We start from the raw sequence: 19,909 nt of genomic DNA, 5'->3' as shown, positions 1-19,909 counted from the left end.
GTCAGGCGGTGCGCCGCGTCGCGGCGTCGAGGAGGCGTCCGAGCTCCTCGACCGCGCCGGTGTCGAGCGGCGCCGCCGACAGCACGGCGGCCGCCTCTTCCCCGAAGGAGGAGATGAGCTCCTCCACGCGATCCAGGGCGCCGCTGTCGACGATGATCCGCCGCAGGGAGTCGACGTCACCGTCCGCGAGGTCGGGATCCCCGACGAGCGCGTCGATGCGCTCGCGGACGTCGGTCGCCACGCCCTCGCGCGCGTACGCGATGAGGAGGGTGCGCTTGCCCTCGCGGAGGTCGTCGCCGGCGGGCTTCCCGGTCTGCTGCTCGTCGCCGAACACGCCGAGCACATCGTCGCGCAGCTGGAACGCGAGTCCGAGCGGATGGCCGAAGGCGGCGAGTGCGCGGAGCTGTTCGTCATCCCCGCCGCCGAGTGCCCCGCCGATGACGAGCGGCTGCTGCACGCTGTAGCGAGCGGACTTGAGGGACGCGATGCGCAGCGCGCGGTCCGCGTGCTCGTCGTCGGGCGTGCGCGGCCAGGCCGATTCCTCGGCCACGTCGAGGAACTGCCCGATCATGACCTCTCGGCGCATGCGGGCGTACTCGCGACGCGCGGCGTCGGGTGAGGTGTCGAGGGCCGAGAGCGCGGCGTCGAAGAGGTCTGCGCTCCACGCGAGGAGGAGGTCGCCGAGGAGGACCGCGCCCGATCGGCCGAAGCGCGCGGCATCGCCCACCCATGCGGCCTCGCGGTGCCAGGCTTCCAGGGCGCGGTGAGCGGCGGGGCGGCCTCGCCGAGTATCGGAGTTGTCGATGAGGTCGTCGTGCACGAGCGCTGCCGCCTGGAAGACCTCGAGCGATGCGCACGCGTCGACGACCGACGGGGGAGGCGGGGCGTCCCCGCCGCGCACAGACCGCCATCCGGTGGCGCAGAAGCGGCCGCGGAGGCGCTTGCCGCCCACGAGCGACGCGAGTGCGTGCGCGACGAAGCCCTCCGCCTCGGGGCCGAGCTCCCGGACCTCGTCGCGCTGCGTGTCGGCGAAGCTATCCAGTCGCTGGGAGATGTGCTCGATGAGCGGAAGAGGAAGCGCCACGGGCCTAGCCTAGTGAGGACACGCGGCGATAGAATGAAGCACGAGTTTCACCCGAGGGGGACACCATGCCACTCTCCGAACAGGAGCAGCGCCTGCTGGATGAGATGGAACGCCATCTCATGCAGAACGACGCCGATGTCGTGAGCGCGACGGCGGGCCGAGCGCTCAGCTACCGCAATGTCGTCTACGGGGCCATCCTCGTGCTCGTCGGCCTGGCGGCCGTCGTCGCGGGGATCGCCGTCTGGACCAGCATCCTCCCCCTGGGCATAGGCCTCGGGGTGGCGGGGTTCGCCGCCATGGTCGGCGGCGTCGTGCTGGCCACCACGCCCGCGAAGGGCGATGACGGGCCGGGACAGCCGCGCACGGGCCGTGCGCCGAGCAAGCCCGCGCAGGGGGCGAGCTTCATGGATCGCATGAGCGACCGATGGGACCGCCGCCAGAACGGGGGCTGAGCCCCTTTCCTCCCTCACTTGAAGCGCCGACCTCCGGGTCGGCGCTTTTTTCGTGCCCTGGCGCCTTTCTCGCTCCACCGGGCCTCCCTTTTCCTCCACCGCGGCTCTTCCGCGGAATGACGCGGATGGCCGCCACGATTCGATCCTGTGAATGCGCGATTCTGCCTGGATAGTGGGGGGATGTGGAGTAAAGTGGGGCAAACCTGGGCGGGCCGAGATGGAGGGGGTGAGATGGCCGATGCTGTTGGGCACGCACACCCCCAAGCTCGACGACAAAGGCCGTGTCATCCTCCCCGCGAAGTTCCGCGAGGAGCTGGCGGGCGGGATCGTCGTGACCCGCGGCCAGGAGCGGTGCCTGTACGTGTTCAGCACGGCGGAGTTCGAGCGGGTGCACGAGCGCATCCGCGAGGCGCCGCTCACGAACAAGCAGGCGCGTGACTTCATGCGCATGTTCCTCTCCGGTGCGAGTGCCGAGACCCCCGATGGCCAGAACCGCATCACCATCCCGACGCACCTGCGCAGCTACGCGGGACTGGAGAAGGAGCTCGTCGTCACGGGTGTCGGCGCGCACGCCGAGATCTGGGACGCCGGCGCCTGGAACGCGTACCTGGAGAGCAACGAGGAGAGCTATTCCGAGCTGGAGGGGGAGGTGATCCCCGGACTGTTCTGACCCCGGTTGTGATCCCCACCCGCAGCCCTGACGCCACTTCCCCGGCGGCAGGTCGAGCGGATGGGAATCAGAGCCGGGGACGGAAGAGGGGCGAGACATGAGCATCCGCGACATCCACACCCCCGTGCTGCTGGACCGCTGCGTCGAGCTGCTCGGCCCGGCCCTCCAGCATGGCGGCGCGGTCTACGTCGACGGGACGCTCGGCATGGGCGGGCACTCCGAGGCGTTCCTCGAGCGCTTCCCGCAGGCTCACCTGGTGGGCCTGGACCGCGACCCCGACGCGCTCCGCATCGCGGGGGAGCGGCTGGCTCGCTTCGCCGACCGCACGACCCTCGTGCACACCGTCTACGACGGGATCCGCGAGGCGCTGGGAGAAGCCGGCGTCGTTCGGGCTGACGCGATCCTCTACGATCTCGGCGTCTCGTCGTTCCAGCTGGACGAGGCGGAGCGCGGCTTCGCGTACGCGCAGGACGCTCCCCTTGACATGCGCATGGACCCCACCGGCGGGATGACCGCAGCCGACGTCATCGCGACGTACGGCGAGGGCGACCTCCGTCGCATCTTCGAGCGCTACGGCGAGGAGAAGCTCGCCGGACGCTACGCCCGTGCGATCATCGCCGCGCGCGCCGACGCCCCCATCGAGCGCTCCGGGCGGCTCGTCGACATCCTCCAGGACGCGACCCCCTCCGCCCTGAAGAACGCCGGCCATCCCGCAAAGCGCGTGTTCCAGGCGCTGCGCATCGAGGTCAACGGCGAGCTGGCCGCTCTCGAGCGCGCCATCCCCGCGGCGCTGTCGTCGCTCGCGGTGGGCGGTCGGATGGTCGTGCTCGCGTACCAGTCGCTCGAGGACCGGTTCGTCAAGCGGCTCTTCGCCGAGGCGGTCCGCTCAAAGGCTCCGGCCGGCCTGCCGATGGAGATGCCCGAGCACGCTGCCGAGTTCCGCCTGCTCGTGCGCGGAGCCGAGCTCGCGAGCGAGGCCGAAGCCGAATCGAACCCCCGTGCCAAACCCGTGCGCCTGCGCGCCATCGAACGAGTGAGGGAAGCGCAATGACCCTTGCCACGCCATCCGCCGTGCTCGCGCCACCCGAGGCGCCCCAGCCGGCGGAGAGACGTCGCCCCGCCCTGCGTCCGCTCGACGCGCCGCAGCGTCGCACCCGCCCGCGGCTCGCCTACGCGGTCGTGGCCGTGGTGGGCGCGGTTCTCATCGCCGTCGCGCAGATGGCGCTGTCGGTGATGACCACGCAGAGCACGTTCGAGATCGCCGAGCTCGACGGGCAGCAGCACGAGCTCACCCTCGAGGCGCAGGTGCTCTACGACCAGGTCGCCGGGCTGAGCTCGCCGCAGCACCTCGCCGAGCAGGCGGGCGAGCTCGGCATGGTGATCGACGCCGCTCCCAGCTACCTGCGCCTGAGCGACGGCGCGGTCATCGGCGGCGGCGCGGCCGCGGGCGACGCGTCGACGGTCGACGCCGCCGGGCGCTCGGCGGTCGGGAACGCCTTCCTGACCGACACGCAGGCCGCCTCCGCGCCGACGACCGAGGATGAGGCACCCTCGGGTCAGGCGGAGGAGATGCCGGCAGCGGAAGCGCCGGACGAGCTGCCGGCGCCGCAGCTGCCGCCGTCGGCGTCCGACGGGCTCCCCACGCCCACGACGCACTGACCTCTCACACCCGCCCTCGAGTCCAGGAGGCGCCATGCACGCCAAGGCCCGTCGCAGCGCGAGACGCAGAACCGCCGTCGTCGGGGCCGCGGTGGCCGTGATCGTCGCCGGATTCGCCGTGCGGCTCGTGGACATCCAGGTGGTGAACGCCCAGGAGCACCTCGACAACCGCGCGGCCTACAGCGGCATCGGCTTCAGTCAGGTGCTCTCCGGCACTCGCGGGTCGATCGTCGACGGCGAGGGCACTGTGCTCGCCAGCAGCACCACGCAGTACAGCGCGCAGTTCGACCCGGTGCACGTGAAGGACATCGAGCACGTCGACGACGACGGCCGCGAGTACACGGTCACGTGGGCGGAGAGCGCGGCCGACATCGGCGAGATCATCGGGCGCAGCGGCGACGAGGTGCAGGCGATCGTCGCCGACGCGCTGGCCGCCGACTCGAACTCGCAGTACGCGCTGCTCGCCGACGACCTCACCACGCAGCAGTACCGCGAGCTCACCGCGCTCGGCCTGCCGTACCTGTCCTTCCACCCCGTCCAGTCCCGCGCCTATCCGTACGGAGCGGTCGCCGGCAACCTCCTCGGATTCGTCGGCGACGACGGCGAGCCGCTGGCAGGCTACGAGGCGGCGGAGAACGCCTGCCTCCAGGCCACAGACGGCTCCCTCACCTATCAGCAGGGATCCGACGGCCTCATCATCCCCGGCACCGAGGTCACCGAGGCGCCCGTGGATGGCGGCACCCTGCAGCTGACGCTCGACGCCGATCTGCAGTGGTACATGCAGCAGATGATCGCCGAGGAGACGCAGAACCAGCAGGCGAAGGCGGGCGCCGTCATGGTGGTGGAGGTCGCCACCGGCGCGGTGCGCGCGGCGGCGGAGTATCCCACCGTCGACCCCAACGACCCCACCGCCGTGGACGCGGATGACCGCGGTTCACGCATCTTCTCCCGCACCTTCGAGCCCGGATCGACCTTCAAGGCCGTCACGGCCGCGACGCTGCTCGACCAGGGCGCGGCGACGCCGTACACCTCGGTCACCGCCTCCGGGCACGAGGCGTTCCCGAACGGCGCGGTCGTCGGCGACTCGTTCCAGCACGCCGCGTACAACTACACGCTCACGGGCGCTCTCATCGACTCGTCCAACGTCGCGCTGTCGAAGTTCGGCGAGCTCGTGCCCGACGAGACCCGCTACGAGTACCTGCAGGAGTTCGGTGTCGGCACCACGACCGACATCGGCTTCCCAGGGGAGGAGCCGGGCCTCATCTACCCGCCCGACCAGTGGGGCGCCCAGGGCCACTACGCCACGACCTTCGGGCAGGCGTTCACGACGACCATGCCGCAGGTCGTCAACGCCTACCAGACGCTCGCCAACGGCGGCGTGCGCGAGCCGCTGCACATCGTCGAGTCCTGCACGAAGCCGGACGGCACCGTCACGGAGCCCGAGCTCAGCGAGCCGCGCCGCGTGGTGAGCGAGGAGGCGGCCGACACGACCATCCGGATGCTCGAGAACGTCGCCACGCAGGGCAGCCTCGCGCCCGCGGTGGCGGTCGACGGCTACCGCATCGCCACGAAGACGGGCACCGCGCAGAAGAGCGACGGGAACGGCGGATACAAGGCCGGCTTGTACTTCACGAGCATCATCGGCGTGGTGCCCGCGGACGACCCGCAGTACATCGTCATGGTCACCCTCGATGAGCCCACGCGGGTAACATCGTCTGCGGCCACGGCTCCCGCCCTCCAGAAGGCGGTGACGCAGGTCGTGAAGAACTACCGGGTGATGCCGTCCGAGAAGACCGAAGAGCCGCTTCCCAAGTTCGCCGAATGACGCGCCCCGCGCGGAGAGCCTCCCTCACATGATCGCTTTGTCCCTGGCCGAGATCTCGGCCGCCATCGGCGGAGAGCTGCACCTGCACGGTGCGCTCACCGCCGACACCCTCGTCGACGGGACCGTCGACACCGACTCCCGCAACATCGGGCCCGGCGACGTCTTCGTCGCCAAGCCCGGCGAGGCGACGGACGGGCACCTGTTCGTCGGAACCGCTGCCGAGCAGGGCGCCGCGCTCGCGCTCGTCGAGCACGTCGTCGACGAGCCCGTCACGCAGATCGTCGTGCCCGACGTCGTCACCGCCATCGCCGACCTCGCCCGGGAGGTCGTCGCACGCGTGCGCGCTGGCGGACAGCTGCGAATCGTCGGCATCACGGGGTCCAACGGCAAGACGACCACGAAGAACATGCTGGCGACGATCCTGCGCGGGGAGGGCGAGACCGTCGCGCCCGTGGGCTCGTACAACAACGCGGTCGGCGCGCCCCTCACGATGCTGCGGGTCACCCACACCACGCGTTACCTCGTGTGCGAGTTCGGCGCCGACGCCCATGGGCAGATCGCGCGTCTCGCCGGGCTCGTGACCCCCGACGTCGGCGTCGTGCTGATGGTGGGGATGGCGCACGCGGGCGGCTTCGGCGGGATCGAGGCGACCGTGCGGGCGAAGTCCGAGCTCGTGTCGGCGATCCGCGACGGCGGCACCGCCGTCCTCAACGCCGATGACGCGCGCGTGGCGGGCATGGCGAGCATCGCCGAGGAGCGGAACCTGGCCATCCGCTGGTTCGGCGAGAGCGAGACCGCCGACGTCCGCGCGTCCGGCCTGGAGGTCACCGCCTCCGGCACGCACGCGACGGTCACGGCAGGGGAGACCTCGCTGCCCCTCCACCTCAAGGTGCTCGGCAGCCACCACATCAAGAACGCCCTCGCCGCGACCACGGCGGCCCTCGCCGTCGGCGTCTCGCTCGAGGACGCCGTCGCACGCCTCGAGACCGTCGAGCTCGCCGAGCGCTGGCGCATGCAGGTGATGGGCTCCGACCGCGTGCGCATCATCAACGACGCCTACAACGCCAGCCCCGACTCGGTGCACGCCGCGCTCCGCACGCTCGCTCAGATCACCGGGCCCGATGAGCGGATGGTCGCCGTCCTCGGCGCGATGAGCGAGCTGGGAGAGTACGCCGTCGACGAGCACGCCAAGATCGGCCTCCTCGCGGTGCGCCTGCGCATCCCGCGCATCGTGGTCGTCGGCCAGGAGGCGCGTCCGCTGTACCTCGCCGCGGTCGCGGAGGGGTCCTGGAGCGACGAGGCGGTCTTCTTCGCCGACGCCGACGAGGCCTTCGAGTACCTGCAGGGAGAGCTGCGCGACGGCGACCGCGTGCTGGTGAAGTCGTCCAACTCGGCCGGACTCAGGTTCCTCGGGGATCGTCTGGGAGAATCGTTCTCGTGAGATCACTCCTGACGGCTGCGGCGATCTCACTGGCGTTCACCCTCTTCCTCACCCCGCTCTTCCTCCGGCTGTTCCGCCGCTGGGGCTGGGGCCAGGTCATCCGCACCGACGGCGAGAACTTCAACGCCCCCAAGCACGAGCTCAAGCGCGGCACCCCCACCATGGGCGGCGTGGTGTTCATCGCGGGCACCATCGTCGGCTATCTCATCGGCGCCTACACGGGCTACAACCCGCCGACGGCGTCCGGATGGCTCGTGCTGTGGATGATGGTGGGCTTCGGCGCCGTCGGCTTCATCGACGACTTCCTCAAGGTGCGCATGCAGCACTACGCGGGACTGTCGGGATGGAAGAAGATCGCCGGGCAGATCATCGTCGTCATCCCGTTCGGCATCGTCGCCCTGAACTTCGGCGACACGTATGCGCTGACGCCGGGCAGCGCGTACATCTCGTTCTTCCGCGACATCCCGCTGCTGTCGTTCATGGCGCTCGGGCCGATCCTCGGCTGGTTCCTCTACCTCGCCTGGCTCGCCCTGCTGGGTGTCGGGTTCTCCAACAGCGTGAACCTCACCGACGGACTCGACGGCCTCGCCGCGGGCGCGGGCATCTTCGTCGTCGGCGCGTACAGCCTCATCGCGTTCTGGCAGTTCAACCAGGCCTGCTCCACCGCGCAGCTCGCGGACGAATACCTGCAGGCCTGCTACCAGGCGAGGGATCCGCTCGATCTCGCCATCGTCGGCGCGGCGGTCGTCGGATCGCTCGTCGGATTCCTCTGGTGGAACGCGCCCAAGGCCAAGGTCTTCATGGGCGACGTCGGCTCGATGGCGATCGGCGGCGTCGTCGCGGCCATGGCCATCCTCACCCGCACCGAGATGCTCGGCGTGCTCATCGCCGGCCTCTTCGTGCTGTCGTCCGGATCCGTGGTCCTCCAGCGCCTCTACTTCAAGGCGACCAAGGGCAAGCGCCTCTTCCTCATGAGCCCGCTGCACCATCACTTCGAGCTGCGCGGGTGGCCCGAGGTCACCATCGTGGTGCGGTTCTGGATCATCGCCGGCATGCTCGCCGTGAGCGGCGTCGGCCTCTTCTACGTGGAATGGCTGTCGAAGGTATGACGCACGAGCAGGACGCCGCGCACGCGCGGCTCGACACGCTGACGAGCTGGCACGCGGACTGGAGGGGCCTGCGCGTCGCCGTGCTCGGCCTGTCGATGACCGGCTTCTCCGTCGCCGACACGCTCGCTGAGCTCGGCGCCGACGTGCTCGTCGTCACCGAGTCCGCCGCGGAGGAGTACGCGCAGCTGCTGCCGGTCATCGGGGTGCGGATGTGGGAGGGGTCCCTCGCCGCCGTGCCCGAGGAGCTCGTCTCGTTCGCGCCGGATGTCGTGGTGGCCTCGCCCGGGTTCCCGCCCGCGCACCCGGTCGTCCGCTGGGCGCAGGAGAGCGGCGTCGCGCTGTGGGGGGACATCGAGCTCGCCTGGCGCGTGCGCGACAAGATCGTGCGCCCCGACGGCACGCCCGCCGCGTGGGTGCTCATCACCGGCACCAACGGCAAGACGACGACCACGCGCCTGACCGCCACGATGCTCGTCGAGGGCGGCCTGCGCGCGGCGCCCTGCGGCAACATCGGCGTGCCGGTGCTCGACGCCGTGCGCGACCCGGCCGGATTCGACGTCCTCGTCGTGGAGCTCTCCAGCCACCAGCTCTGGTACCTGGGTCTGAACGACGGCGTCGGCTCGCCCGTGCCGCACGCGTCGGCGTGCCTGAACCTCGCCGACGACCACCTCGAGTGGCACGGCTCCTTCGACGCCTACCGCGATGCCAAGGCCGTCGTCTACCGCAACACCCGCGTGGCGTGCGTGTACAACAAGTCCGACGAGGCGACGCGGCGGATGGTCGAGGACGCCGACGTGGTGGAGGGCGCGCGGGCCATCGGCTTCGATCTGGGCGTGCCCGGCCCCAGCGACTTCGGCGTGGTGGACGGCATCCTCGTCGACCGGGCCTTCCTCGATGACCGCCGCACGTCCGCGCTCGAGCTGACGACCGTCGCCGACCTGGCCGAGGCAGGGCTCGCCGCGCCCCACATGGTGGCGAACATCCTCGCCGCCGCCGCGCTCGCGCGGTCGCTCGGGGTCGCGCCCGCGGCCATCCGCTCGTCGCTGACGGGATTCCGCCTCGACCCGCACCGCATCGAGGTCGTGGCCGCGGCAGCCGGCGTGATCTGGGTCGACGACTCGAAGGCCACCAACCCGCACGCGGCGGCATCCTCGCTCGCCGCGTACCCGGGCGCGGTGTGGGTGGTCGGCGGACTGCTGAAGGGCGTCGACATCTCCGACCTCGTCGCGCAGCAGGGTCGGAGCGTGCGCGCCGCGATCGTCATCGGCGTCGACAGGGCGCCCGTGGTCGATGCGTTCGCACGACACGCGCCGGCGGTGCCCGTCTTCGAGGTGGACCACACCGACACTGAAGACGTCATGGCCCGGGTCGTCGAGCTCGCCGCGGATGCGGCGGGAGCGAGCGGCACGGTGCTGCTGGCGCCGGCTGCGGCGTCGTTCGATCAGTTCCGCAGCTACGGCGATCGCGGTGAGCGCTTCGCCGCCGCGGTCAGGGAGCGTCTGGGGAAGGGGACCGAGGATGGCGCGCACGACGGTCCCGACAGAGGCTGAGCGCGGGCGCGGCCCCGTCACGGCGCGAGTGTCGCTGGGGCGGTCGTTCACGCCCCTTCCGCTGGAGTTCCTCCTCATCGCCTCCGCGGCGCTGCTGCTGACCCTGTTCGGGATCCTCATGGTGATCTCGGCGACGACGGTCACCTCGATGCAGACGGCGAACAACCCGTACAACGACGGCGGCAAGCACGCCATCTTCGCGGCGGTCGGCATCCCGCTCATGCTCGTGGTGAGCCGCTTCCCGATGGGCTGGCTGAAGCGGATGGCCGGGATCGCGCTCATCGGGGCGGTCCTGCTTCAGCTGCTCGTCTTCACGCCGCTCGGCATGGAGGTCGGCGGCAACCGGAACTGGCTGAACTTCGGAGTCCTCTCCGTGCAGCCGTCGGAGTTCATCAAGCTCACGCTCGCCATCTGGTGCGCGTTCATCCTCGATCGCAAGAAGGCGCTGCTCGGCCGGTGGAAGCACGTGCTCGTGCCGCTCGGTCCGGTCGCGGTCGTGGCGATGGGCACGGTGATGGCGGGCAAGGACCTCGGCACCGTCATGGTCATCGCCCTGGTGGTGCTGGGCGCGCTGTTCTTCTCGGGCGTGAAGCTCCGCTACTTCGTGCCGCCCGTGCTCGCGGCGGTCCTCGCGATCGCGGCGTTCGCCATCCTCAGCCCCAACCGCATGACCCGCATCCTCAGCGTGTTCGACACGAGCTGCCTCGACCGCTATCTCAACGAGTGCTACCAGCCGCTGCACGGCATCTGGGGCCTGGCCAGCGGCGGCCTCCTCGGGCTCGGCCTCGGCAACTCCAAGGAGAAGTACGACTGGCTGCCCGCGGCGGCCGACGACTACATCTTCGCGATCGTCGGCGAGGAACTGGGCCTCATCGGCTGCCTCGCCGTGCTCGCGCTGTTCCTGGTGCTGGCGTTCGGCGCGTTCCGGGTCGTGGCGCGCGCGGAGGACCTCTTCGTGCGCGTCGTCGCCGGCGCTCTCGGCGTGTGGATCGTCGGACAGGCGCTCATCAACGTCGGGGTGGTGCTGCGGGTGTTCCCCGCGCTCGGCGTGCCGCTGCCGTTCCTGTCGTCGGGAGGCTCGTCGCTCATCGCGGTGCTCCTGGCGTGCGGCGTGCTCCTGGCGTGCGCGCGCACCCTCCCCGCGCCCGCCGACCCCCGGCATGTCCCGAAGACGCACGTCAAGGGGTCCCGCACGCCCGCATGATCGGGACATGCCGGCGTGGGAGGATCGGGGAGTGACGACCTACCTCCTGGCCGGCGGCGGCACCGCCGGACACGTGAACCCCCTGCTCGCCGTCGCCGACGGGCTGCGCGCACGCCGCGCCGACGACGAGATCCTCGTCCTCGGCACGCGAGAGGGGCTGGAGTCGCGCCTCGTGCCCGAGCGCGGCTACGAGCTGCTGATCGTCGACAAGGTGCCGTTCCCGCGCCGCCCGAACGCGGCCGCGCTCCGGTTCCCCGCCCGGTGGCGGAAGGCCATCGCCGACGTGCGCCGCTGCATCCGCGAGCGCGGCGTCGACGTGGTGCTCGGGGTCGGCGGCTACGCGGCCGCTCCCGCCTACATCGCCGCGCGCCGCGAGGGCGTGCCGTACGTCGTGCACGAGGCGAACGCGCGCCCGGGGCTCGCCAACGTGCTCGGCGCCCGCGGCGCCGCCTTCGTCGGGGTGGCTTTCGCCGGCACGCCGCTGCGGCGCGGCGAGGTCGTCGGGATGCCGCTGCGTCCGGAGATCGTGAATCTCGACCGCGCCGCGACCCGCGCGGGGGCCGCCGCGCACTTCGGTCTCGACGCCGACAAGCCCGTGCTCCTCGCCTTCGGCGGGTCGCTCGGCGCGCGCCGCATCAACGAGGCGCTGGCCGGCTCCTGGCAGGAGATCCTCGACGCCGGATGGCAGCTCCTCCACATCACGGGGGAGCGCTCGGAGCTCGCCGACCCGGGCGTCGCCGGTTACGCGCTGCGCCGCTACGTCGACCGGATGGACCTCGCCTTCGCGCTGGCCGACCTCATCGTGTCGCGCTCCGGAGCATCCACTGTCAGCGAGATCAGCGCCCTGGGCATCCCCGCCGTCTACGTGCCGTACGCGGTGGGCAACGGCGAGCAACGCCTCAACGCGAGCTCCGTGGTCGATGCGGGCGCCGCGGTCCTCATCGACGACGCGGCCTTCACGCCCGAGAAGGTGCGCGAGGCCATCCTGCCCCTGCTGCGCGATCGCGTGCGGATCGAGCGGATGGCCGGTGCGGCCGCCGACGCCGGCACGCGCCGCGGCACGGAGAACGTCATCGCGCACCTCGACGCCGCCCTCGCCGGTCGCCGCGCCACCTGAAGCGCTCTCTGAAGCGCTCTCGGACGCGCGCTCTCTGACGCGCGCCTCGACCGCGCGCCCTGAGGCGGATGCCAGGGCGGCGGCTTAGACTCGACGGGCCATGATCAAGCCCGACCTCACCGTCCCCATCCCCGAGCACATCGACGCCGTGCACTTCATCGGCATCGGCGGCTCCGGCATCTCGGGGCTCGCCCGCATGTTCCTCGCGGCCGGCATCCCGGTCTCCGGATCCGACCGCGCGGAGAGCCAGAACACCCGCGACCTCGAGGCACTCGGCGCCACCGTGCACATCGGGCACGACGCGGCGAACCTCGGCGACGTCGACACCGTGGTCTACACCGGCGCGATCTGGCCCGAGAACCCCGAGTTCCTCGCGGCGAAGGAGCGCGGTCTCGCCGTCATCCACCGCTCGCAGGCGCTCCACCACCTCATCGGCGGACGCCGGCTGGTCTCGGTCGCCGGCGCCCACGGCAAGACGACCTCGACGGGCATGATCGTCACGGCCCTGGCGGCCATCGGCGCCGACCCGAGCTACGTCAACGGCGGCGTCATCCAGCAGCTGGGCGCGTCGAGCGGCGTGGGGAGCGATGACCTCTTCGTCGTCGAAGCCGACGAGTCCGACGGCACCTTCCTGCTGTATGACACGTCCGTGGCGCTCATCACGAACGTCGACGCCGACCACCTCGACCACTACGGCTCGCACGAGGCGTTCGACGACGCGTTCGTGCGCTTCGCCGACGAGGCCCGCGAGGCCGTCGTCATCTCCTCCGACGACCCCGGTGCACGACGCGTCACCGCTCGCCTCGCGCACGAGAACGTCGTGACCTTCGGCGAGGCCGAGAGCGCCGACGTGCGGGTCGTCGACATCGACGCGAGCGGGCCGGTGGGCTTCACCCTCGTCCGCGGCGTCGAGCGCGTCTCGGGTCGGCTCGCCGTGCCCGGCCGCCACAACGCGATCAACGCCGCCGGCGCGGTGGCGGTGCTGCTGCAGCTCGGCTACGGGCTCGAGCCCGCCGTGCGCGCGGTCGAGTCGTTCGGCGGCACGGTGCGCCGCTTCGAGCTGCACGGCGTCGAGCGCGGCGTCAGCGTCTACGACGACTACGCGCACCACCCCACGGAGGTCGCCGCCGCCCTCGCCGCCGCGCGGACGGTCGTGGGCGAGGGGCGCATCATCGCCCTCCACCAGCCGCACACCTACTCGCGGACGCAGCTCATGGCGGGCGAGTTCGCCCGCGTGCTCGAGGAGCACGCCGACCACACCGTCGTGCTCGACGTCTACGGCGCGCGCGAGGACCCGATCCCCGGCGTCACCGGGGAGCTCGTCAGCGGTGCGTTCGCCGACCCGTCGCACGTGCATTTCGTCGCGGACTGGCAGCAGGCCGCCGACTACACGGCCTCGGTCGCGCGCGAGGGGGACTATGTCATCACCCTCGGCTGCGGCGACGTGTACCGGATCATCCCGCAGGTGCTCGGCTCGCTCGCGAGCGCCGGCGCAGCGGACTGAGCATCATGCGGCGGCCGGGTCCCCTCCCGCCCTCCTCGCGCGCGGAGGCGCCCTCCGCCGCGGATGAGGAGCGGCAGCTCGCCGAGCGCCGCGCCGCGATGGAGCGGCTGGGCATCGAGCGCGCCCCGGCGGAGGCGCCGATCGCACCTGACCGCGCCGCTCCCGACCCCGCGGCTCCCGAGCGCCCTGCGTCCGAAGGCCGCGCAGCCGACGACCACACCGACACCGCGCCGATCGTCGCGCTGCGCCCTGCCGAGCCGCGCGCCGACGCCGCTCTGGTCGCGAGCGAGACCGCGGATGGCGGCGCCGACGACCCGGACGAGGCCTCCGGCGAGCCTGTGGGCTGGGCGGGCGTCTGGCGCGCCGCCCGCGCGCGCCGCCGGGTGCTGCGCGCGGAGGTGCGGCGCTTCACGGCGCGCGCGCGTCGGCGCCGACTGGGCTGGACGATCGCGCTGGGATCAGTCCTCGTGCTCGTCGTCGGGAGCGTGGGCGCCGCGTACAGCCCGCTCTTCGCCGTCGAGGAGATCAGCGTCGAGGGCACCGAGCTCCTCGATGCGGACGCGGTGGCCTCTGCGCTCGGGGACCAGATGGGCAAGCCCCTGCCGCTCGTCGACGACAGCGCCGTGAAGGCCGCGCTCGTCGGGTTCCCCCTCGTGCAGAGCTACGCGATCGAGGCGCACCCGCCGCACGACCTCGTCGTGCGGATCGTGGAGCGGACGCCCGTCGGAGTGCTCCAATCGGACGCGGGCTTCACCACCGTCGACGCCGCCGGCGTCGCCCTGACGACCGCGGGCGAGCGTCCGGGAGGACTGCCGCTCATCGAGGTCGACGGGGGCACGACGTCGGAGGCCTTCCTCGCGGTGGGCGAGGTGCTGCGCGCCCTGCCGGACGAGCTCCGCTCGAGCGTGACCTCGGCGACGGCGACCACTGCGGAGGACGTCTCCCTCCTGCTCGGCGAAGACGGTCCGCAGGTGATCTGGGGGAGTGCGGACCGCTCGCCGTACAAGGCGCTGGTCCTGCAGAAGGCGCTCGGCGGCGCGCTCGCGGCCGACGCCACCGTGTACGACGTGTCGGCGCCCGACACGATCATCGTGCGCTGACCGCGGCGCCGCATCGCGGGAGATCGTCATTCGCGGAAATTGTTCCGACACGCCCGCGTCCATTGCCGGGTCCCGCGCCGCGTCCACGTAGCGTCGTGCACGGAAGAAATACATACCGGGCAATACTTTAACCCTCTACCTGAACCTGAGGGTTGAGTCCCGGTGAAGCTTGAGGTCGATACGGAGGCCGGCATGAGCCAGAACCAGAACTACCTCGCCGTGATCAAGGTCGTCGGCGTCGGCGGCGGTGGCGTCAACGCGGTGAACCGCATGATCGAACTCGGGCTTCGCGGCGTCGAGTTCATCGCGGTCAACACCGATGCGCAGGCGCTGCTGATGAGCGACGCCGACGTCAAGCTCGACGTCGGACGCGAGCTCACGCGCGGACTCGGCGCGGGCGCGGACCCCGAGGTCGGGCGGCGCGCGGCGGAGGATCACGCGGAGGAGATCGAGCAGGCGCTCGCGGGCGCCGACATGGTGTTCGTCACCGCAGGCGAGGGCGGCGGCACGGGCACGGGCGGCGCGCCCGTCGTGGCGCGCATCGCGAAGTCGATCGGCGCCCTGACCATCGGCGTCGTGACGAAGCCCTTCTCCTTCGAGGGGCGCCGTCGTCAGAACCAGGCCGAGCTCGGCGTCGCGACGCTGAAGGAAGAGGTCGACACCCTGATCGTCGTCCCGAACGACCGTCTGCTGGAGATCAGCGACCGGGGCATCTCGATGGTGGAGGCCTTCGCCACGGCCGACCAGGTGCTGCTCGCCGGTGTGCAGGGCATCACCGACCTCATCACGACGCCGGGTCTCATCAACCTCGACTTCGCCGACGTCAAGTCGGTGATGCAGGGTGCGGGCTCGGCCCTCATGGGCATCGGCTCCGCGCGCGGTGCCGATCGGGCGATCAAGGCGGCCGAGCTGGCCGTCGAGTCGCCCCTCCTGGAGGCGTCGATCGAGGGCGCGCACGGCGTGCTGCTGTCCATCCAGGGCGGTTCGAACCTCGGCATCTTCGAGATCAACGACGCCGCGCAGCTCGTCAAGGAAGCCGCGCACCCGGAGGCGAACATCATCTTCGGCACGGTCATCGACGACACCCTCGGCGACGAGGTCCGCGTCACGGTGATCGCGGCCGGCTTCGACAGCGGCGAGCCGCAGCCGCGCGTGGAGGTTCCCGCGTTCAACGGGCGCGCCGAGCCGCACAAGCCGGCCTCGCTGCCGCACGTCGTGCGCGCGGAGGAGAAGCCCGCAGCCGAGCCCGCCAAGGCAGAGCGCGAGCCGGTGTCGGTGGCCGTCTCGAACCCGGTCCTGCCTGACACGAGCGGGTTCGACTCGGCGTTCGGCGATGACGACCTCGACATCCCCGACTTCCTGAAGTAGGCGATGAGCGCCCTCGCCGAGCGGCTGGCGGCCGTCGACGCTCGCATCGCGGACGCTGCGCGCTCGGCGGGGCGCGATGCGCAGGACATCACGCGCATCGTCGTGACGAAGTTCCATCCGGCCTCGCTCGTCCGCGAGCTCCACAGCCTCGGCGTCGTGGACGTCGGGGAGAACCGGCAGCAGGAGCTCGTCGCCAAGTCGGAGGAGCTGTCCGAGCTCGAGCTCCGCTGGCACTTCATCGGCCAGCTGCAGACGAAGAAGGCGCGCTCGGTGCGGCGCGCGGCCGCGGCCGTCCACTCGGTCGATCGGGAGCGGCTCGTCGACGCGCTCGACGCGGCGTCCGAGCCGGGGGACGCCGCGCTCGACGTGCTCGTGCAGGTGAACCTCACCGACGACCCCGCCCGCGGCGGCGTCGCGCCGGATGGCCTGACCGCCCTCGCCGAGCGGGTCGCGGCGGCGCCCACCCTCGCGCTGAAGGGCGTGATGGCGGTCGCGCCGCTCGACGAGTCGCCGGCTTCGGCGTTCGCGCGATTGGCCGGGTACGCCGAGCTCGTGCGGGCCGTCGAGCCCGCCGCCACCTGGATCTCCGCCGGCATGTCGGCGGATCTCGTCGAGGCGATCGCCTGCGGCGCGACACACCTGCGGATCGGCTCCGCAATCACCGGTCCGCGCCCAGCGCGGGTCTAGCCTCGGACAAGACGCGAACACAACGGAGGACGGACGCCATGGCGAACCCGCTCAAGAAGACGATGGTCTACCTCGGCCTCGCCGACGAGGAAGAGTACGAGGAAGAAGCCTCGGCCCAGCCCCGCGAAGACCGCATCGCTCGCGAAGAGCGTCCCCACCGAGAGGAGAAGCTCATCGAAGATGCAGCTCCCGCACCGGTCACCCCGCTGCGACGCCCCGCCGTGGTGCGCCAGCCGGCCTCCGGCGCGGTCAACGAGATCGTCACCGTCCACCCCAAGCAGTACCGCGACGCGCAGACGATCGCCGAGCACTTCCGCGACGGCATCCCCGTGATCATCAACCTCTCGCAGATGAGCGACGCCGACGCGCGCCGCCTCATCGACTTCGCGAGCGGTCTGTCGCTGGGGCTGTACGGCCGCATCGAGCGCGTCACGAGCAAGGTGTTCCTGCTGTCGCCGGAGAACATCGCCGTCTCGGGCGACGGCGCCATCGCCCACGCCGACATCGAGTCGGCGTCCTTCGCGCAGTCGTGACGCTCGCGCACGGACTCGCCGAGCGGGATCGGTCGCTGTGAGCGTGTTCGCCCTGATCGCCTCGATCCTGAACTTCGTCCTCCTGCTGTACATCTTCGTGCTCTTCGCGCGCCTCGTGCTCGAGTACATCCCGATGTTCAACCGGGAGTGGCGGCCGAAGGGCGCGGTCCTGGTGCTCGCGGAGGTCGTGTACACGCTGACCGACCCGCCGATCCGGATGTTCCGCAAGGTCATCCCGCCGCTTCGCGTGGGCGGGATCGCCATCGACTTCGCGTTCGCGCTCACGATGCTGATCTGCTTCATCCTGCTGTCGGTCACGCGGACGCTCGCGCTCGTCTGACCACCCGATGACGGCCCCCGCCGTGGGGGCGGTTATGCTGTCAGTCACGGAAACGTGGCGGGTCCGGTGCCGGCCGCCGACCGAGTACTCATCGAAAGAGGAGCCAAAACCATGGCATTGACCCCGGATGACGTCGTCACCAAGCAGTTCCAGCACGTCCGGTTCAAGGAGGGCTTCGACCCGGACGAGGTCGACGACTTCCTGGATGAGATCGTCGTCGAGTGGCGCAAGACCATCGAGGAGAACGAGCAGCTGAAGGCTCAGCTGGCGCAGTACGAGTCTGGCGACGCCGCTCCCGCTGCCGAGGCTCCCGTCGAGGAGGCGCCTGAGGCGCCCGCCGCCGAGGCCGCTCCCGAGCAGGCTCAGGTCGAGCAGGCTCCCGTGCAGGAGGCACCGGCCGCTTCCGGCGTCTCCTCCACCGCGAGCAGCGCTGCGAGCATCATCGAGCGCGCGCAGCGTCTGCACGATGAGCACGTCGCCGAGGGCCAGGCCCAGGCCGAGCAGCTCGTCTCCGAGGCGCAGGCGAAGGCGAACCAGATCGTCTCCGACGCCGAGGCGAAGCAGCGCGAGATCACGACCAAGCTCGACACCGAGCGCAAGACGCTCGAGAGCCGCATCACGGAGCTGCGCCAGTTCGAGCGCGACTACCGTCAGCAGCTGCGCACCTACTTCGAGACCAAGCTGAAGGACCTCGACTCGTCGGCCACGACCGCGAGCTCGACGCCGGTCTCGGCCATCGGTCTGTAAGCCCGTCTTGTCGGGCCGACCCCCTCTGCGTGCTGCGGCGGCCGGCACCACGATCGCGATCCTCGCGGCCGTGGTGCTGGCCGCCGATCAGTTGTCCAAGCACCTCGCCATCGAGAGCCTCACCCCGGGCACGACCCAGCCGGTGCTCGGCGACCTCCTCCAGTGGCATCTCGTCTACAACCCGGGGGCGGCGTTCTCCCTCGGGGAGGGCATCACCTGGATCTTCACGCTGGCGATGGGGATCGTGGCGGCGATCATCGTCTGGCTGGCGGTCACCCGCATCCGCTCGCGAGCGTGGGCGGTCGTGCTGGGGCTCCTCCTCGGCGGCGTGCTGGGCAACCTCGTCGACCGCGTGTTCCGCGACCCGGGCTTCGCGGTCGGGCACGTCGTCGACTTCATCCTCACGCCGTGGATGTGGTTCTGGACCACCCCGGCGATCTACAACGTCGCCGACATGTTCATCGTCACGATGATGATCTCGGTCGCGGCGCTGACGCTCATCGGCATCCGCTTCGACGGCACGCGCGAGCGCACCCGCGAGACGACCGACGCCGATGCATCGGGTGCGGAGCCCAGCGCATGAGCCAGTCTCGACGCCTTCCCATCCCGGATGGCCTGGAGGGCGTCCGCGTCGACGCCGCGCTCGCGAAGATGCTCGGGTTCTCCCGCACCTTCGCAGCGGAGGTCGCCGAGGCCGGCGGCGTCGAGCTCGACGGCGTCGTCGTCGGCAAGTCCGACCGCCTCTCCGCGGGCTCCTGGCTGGACGTGGAGTGGCAGCCGAAGGAGGACCCCAGGGTCATCCCCGTCGAGGTGCCCGACCTCGGCATCGTGCACCAGGACGACGACATCGTCGTCGTCGACAAGCCCTCCGGGGTCGCCGCGCACCCCTCCGTGGGGTGGGAGGGGCCGACCGTGCTCGGCGCCCTGCTGGCGGCGGGCGTGCGGGTGGCGACGACCGGCGCCGCCGAACGGCAGGGCATCGTGCACCGCCTCGACGTCGGCACGAGCGGGCTCATGGTCGTGGCGAAGACCGAGCGCGCCTACACGATGCTCAAGCGCGCGTTCAAGGAGCGCACGGTCGACAAGATCTATCACGCGATGGTCCAGGGCCATCCCGACCCGCTCAGCGGGACGATCGACGCGCCGATCGGCCGCCATCCGAACCACTCGTGGAAGTTCGCCGTCGTCCCCGACGGCAAGGATTCCGTGACGCACTACGAGACCATCGAGGCGTTCCGCGGGGCGTCGCTCCTCGAGATCCATCTCGAGACCGGCCGCACGCATCAGATCCGCGTGCACATGGCGGCCCACCGCCATCCCTGCGTCGGGGATCCGCTCTACGGCGGCGACCCCACGCTCTCGGCTCGGCTCGGCCTGACGCGGCAGTGGCTGCACGCGCACGAGCTCGCGTTCGCCCACCCCGGGTCGGGGGAGTGGGTGCAGTTCACGTCGCACTACCCGGCGGACCTGCAGCACGCGCTGGACGTGCTCCGCGACGAGTAGCGGGCGTCCAGCGCTC

At 71.2% G+C, this 19,909-nt stretch carries 20 protein-coding genes; 19 read left to right on the top strand and 1 reads right to left on the bottom strand.

Features of this window, described 5'->3' with window-relative positions; translation table 11 throughout:
• Nucleotide 1 precedes the first annotated feature (1 nt).
• Entirely contained in the window at nucleotides 2-1,084 is a 1,083-nt protein-coding gene (locus QWJ90_RS13295) for a polyprenyl synthetase family protein (RefSeq protein ID WP_290108335.1), read from the bottom strand.
• A 65-nt stretch (nucleotides 1,085-1,149) separates the two neighbouring features.
• On the opposite strand from QWJ90_RS13295, the gene QWJ90_RS13290 reads away from it, so the two are divergent.
• From QWJ90_RS13290 to QWJ90_RS13200, 19 genes are all read left to right on the top strand, one after another.
• The gene (locus tag QWJ90_RS13290) at nucleotides 1,150-1,536 is read left to right on the top strand and encodes a DUF3040 domain-containing protein (protein ID WP_290108334.1); all 387 of its coding nucleotides are present in this window, start codon (nucleotides 1,150-1,152) and stop codon (nucleotides 1,534-1,536) included.
• A 238-nt stretch (nucleotides 1,537-1,774) separates the two neighbouring features.
• A complete protein-coding gene (gene mraZ / locus QWJ90_RS13285; RefSeq protein WP_156241689.1) occupies nucleotides 1,775-2,206 on the top strand; it encodes a division/cell wall cluster transcriptional repressor MraZ in 432 nt (143 codons plus the stop codon).
• A gap of 97 nt (nucleotides 2,207-2,303) precedes the next feature.
• A complete protein-coding gene (gene rsmH / locus QWJ90_RS13280; protein WP_290108333.1) occupies nucleotides 2,304-3,257 on the top strand; it encodes a 16S rRNA (cytosine(1402)-N(4))-methyltransferase RsmH in 954 nt (317 codons plus the stop codon).
• On the top strand, nucleotides 3,254-3,865 hold the full coding sequence (locus tag QWJ90_RS13275) for a hypothetical protein (RefSeq protein WP_290108332.1): 612 nt from the start codon (nucleotides 3,254-3,256) through the stop codon (nucleotides 3,863-3,865). Before rsmH ends, QWJ90_RS13275 begins: the two co-directional genes overlap by 4 nt.
• 34 nt (nucleotides 3,866-3,899) lie before the next feature.
• A complete protein-coding gene (locus QWJ90_RS13270) occupies nucleotides 3,900-5,690 on the top strand; it encodes a peptidoglycan D,D-transpeptidase FtsI family protein (protein ID WP_290108331.1) in 1,791 nt (596 codons plus the stop codon).
• Nucleotides 5,691-5,718: 28 nt separating this feature from the next.
• A complete protein-coding gene (locus QWJ90_RS13265) occupies nucleotides 5,719-7,131 on the top strand; it encodes a UDP-N-acetylmuramoyl-tripeptide--D-alanyl-D-alanine ligase (RefSeq protein ID WP_290108330.1) in 1,413 nt (470 codons plus the stop codon).
• Nucleotides 7,128-8,240, top strand: coding sequence for a phospho-N-acetylmuramoyl-pentapeptide-transferase (gene mraY / locus QWJ90_RS13260; protein WP_290108329.1), 1,113 nt, complete (start codon nucleotides 7,128-7,130; stop codon nucleotides 8,238-8,240). The genes QWJ90_RS13265 and mraY overlap by 4 nt, the downstream gene beginning before the upstream one ends.
• Nucleotides 8,222-9,790, top strand: a complete 1,569-nt coding sequence (gene murD / locus QWJ90_RS13255) for a UDP-N-acetylmuramoyl-L-alanine--D-glutamate ligase (protein WP_290108328.1) — start codon at nucleotides 8,222-8,224, stop codon at nucleotides 9,788-9,790. The genes mraY and murD overlap by 19 nt, the downstream gene beginning before the upstream one ends.
• Entirely contained in the window at nucleotides 9,759-10,994 is a 1,236-nt protein-coding gene (ftsW, locus tag QWJ90_RS13250; RefSeq protein ID WP_290108327.1) for a putative lipid II flippase FtsW, read from the top strand. Before murD ends, ftsW begins: the two co-directional genes overlap by 32 nt.
• A gap of 31 nt (nucleotides 10,995-11,025) precedes the next feature.
• Nucleotides 11,026-12,111 carry a UDP-N-acetylglucosamine--N-acetylmuramyl-(pentapeptide) pyrophosphoryl-undecaprenol N-acetylglucosamine transferase gene (locus QWJ90_RS13245; RefSeq protein ID WP_290108326.1) on the top strand — a complete coding sequence of 362 codons (1,086 nt, stop codon included), beginning with the start codon at nucleotides 11,026-11,028 and terminating at the stop codon, nucleotides 12,109-12,111.
• A 100-nt stretch (nucleotides 12,112-12,211) separates the two neighbouring features.
• Nucleotides 12,212-13,615, top strand: coding sequence for a UDP-N-acetylmuramate--L-alanine ligase (murC, locus tag QWJ90_RS13240; RefSeq protein WP_290108325.1), 1,404 nt, complete (start codon nucleotides 12,212-12,214; stop codon nucleotides 13,613-13,615).
• Nucleotides 13,616-13,620: 5 nt separating this feature from the next.
• Nucleotides 13,621-14,715 carry an FtsQ-type POTRA domain-containing protein gene (locus tag QWJ90_RS13235; RefSeq protein ID WP_290108324.1) on the top strand — a complete coding sequence of 365 codons (1,095 nt, stop codon included), beginning with the start codon at nucleotides 13,621-13,623 and terminating at the stop codon, nucleotides 14,713-14,715.
• A gap of 192 nt (nucleotides 14,716-14,907) precedes the next feature.
• Nucleotides 14,908-16,083, top strand: a complete 1,176-nt coding sequence (gene ftsZ / locus QWJ90_RS13230; protein ID WP_290108323.1) for a cell division protein FtsZ — start codon at nucleotides 14,908-14,910, stop codon at nucleotides 16,081-16,083.
• 3 nt (nucleotides 16,084-16,086) lie between these two features.
• Nucleotides 16,087-16,770 carry a YggS family pyridoxal phosphate-dependent enzyme gene (locus tag QWJ90_RS13225; protein WP_290108322.1) on the top strand — a complete coding sequence of 228 codons (684 nt, stop codon included), beginning with the start codon at nucleotides 16,087-16,089 and terminating at the stop codon, nucleotides 16,768-16,770.
• 38 nt (nucleotides 16,771-16,808) lie between these two features.
• Entirely contained in the window at nucleotides 16,809-17,303 is a 495-nt protein-coding gene (locus QWJ90_RS13220; protein WP_290108321.1) for a cell division protein SepF, read from the top strand.
• A gap of 37 nt (nucleotides 17,304-17,340) precedes the next feature.
• A complete protein-coding gene (locus tag QWJ90_RS13215; RefSeq protein WP_156241676.1) occupies nucleotides 17,341-17,643 on the top strand; it encodes a YggT family protein in 303 nt (100 codons plus the stop codon).
• Nucleotides 17,644-17,754: 111 nt separating this feature from the next.
• A complete protein-coding gene (locus tag QWJ90_RS13210) occupies nucleotides 17,755-18,390 on the top strand; it encodes a DivIVA domain-containing protein (protein ID WP_290108320.1) in 636 nt (211 codons plus the stop codon).
• A gap of 7 nt (nucleotides 18,391-18,397) precedes the next feature.
• The gene (locus QWJ90_RS13205; protein ID WP_290108319.1) at nucleotides 18,398-18,973 is read left to right on the top strand and encodes a signal peptidase II; all 576 of its coding nucleotides are present in this window, start codon (nucleotides 18,398-18,400) and stop codon (nucleotides 18,971-18,973) included.
• Nucleotides 18,970-19,893, top strand: a complete 924-nt coding sequence (locus QWJ90_RS13200; protein ID WP_290108317.1) for an RluA family pseudouridine synthase — start codon at nucleotides 18,970-18,972, stop codon at nucleotides 19,891-19,893. The genes QWJ90_RS13205 and QWJ90_RS13200 overlap by 4 nt, the downstream gene beginning before the upstream one ends.
• Nucleotides 19,894-19,909 lie beyond the last annotated feature (16 nt).

Source organism: Microbacterium oryzae (assembly GCF_030406385.1).
Taxonomy (GTDB): Bacteria; Actinomycetota; Actinomycetes; order Actinomycetales; family Microbacteriaceae; genus Microbacterium; species Microbacterium oryzae_A.
This window is presented reverse-complemented; position numbering and strand designations above follow the sequence as displayed.

Coding starts and splice junctions, on each gene's coding strand:
- QWJ90_RS13225 (WP_290108322.1), top strand. CDS start 16,087: ATGAGCGCCCTCGCCGAGCGGCTGGCGGCCGTCGACGCTCGCATCGCG.
- QWJ90_RS13270 (WP_290108331.1), top strand. CDS start 3,900: ATGCACGCCAAGGCCCGTCGCAGCGCGAGACGCAGAACCGCCGTCGTC.
- QWJ90_RS13235 (WP_290108324.1), top strand. CDS start 13,621: ATGCGGCGGCCGGGTCCCCTCCCGCCCTCCTCGCGCGCGGAGGCGCCC.
- rsmH (WP_290108333.1), top strand. CDS start 2,304: ATGAGCATCCGCGACATCCACACCCCCGTGCTGCTGGACCGCTGCGTC.
- QWJ90_RS13290 (WP_290108334.1), top strand. CDS start 1,150: ATGCCACTCTCCGAACAGGAGCAGCGCCTGCTGGATGAGATGGAACGC.
- murD (WP_290108328.1), top strand. CDS start 8,222: ATGGCTGTCGAAGGTATGACGCACGAGCAGGACGCCGCGCACGCGCGG.
- ftsW (WP_290108327.1), top strand. CDS start 9,759: ATGGCGCGCACGACGGTCCCGACAGAGGCTGAGCGCGGGCGCGGCCCC.
- QWJ90_RS13200 (WP_290108317.1), top strand. CDS start 18,970: ATGAGCCAGTCTCGACGCCTTCCCATCCCGGATGGCCTGGAGGGCGTC.
- QWJ90_RS13220 (WP_290108321.1), top strand. CDS start 16,809: ATGGCGAACCCGCTCAAGAAGACGATGGTCTACCTCGGCCTCGCCGAC.
- murC (WP_290108325.1), top strand. CDS start 12,212: ATGATCAAGCCCGACCTCACCGTCCCCATCCCCGAGCACATCGACGCC.
- QWJ90_RS13265 (WP_290108330.1), top strand. CDS start 5,719: ATGATCGCTTTGTCCCTGGCCGAGATCTCGGCCGCCATCGGCGGAGAG.
- QWJ90_RS13210 (WP_290108320.1), top strand. CDS start 17,755: ATGGCATTGACCCCGGATGACGTCGTCACCAAGCAGTTCCAGCACGTC.
- mraZ (WP_156241689.1), top strand. CDS start 1,775: ATGCTGTTGGGCACGCACACCCCCAAGCTCGACGACAAAGGCCGTGTC.
- ftsZ (WP_290108323.1), top strand. CDS start 14,908: ATGAGCCAGAACCAGAACTACCTCGCCGTGATCAAGGTCGTCGGCGTC.
- QWJ90_RS13275 (WP_290108332.1), top strand. CDS start 3,254: ATGACCCTTGCCACGCCATCCGCCGTGCTCGCGCCACCCGAGGCGCCC.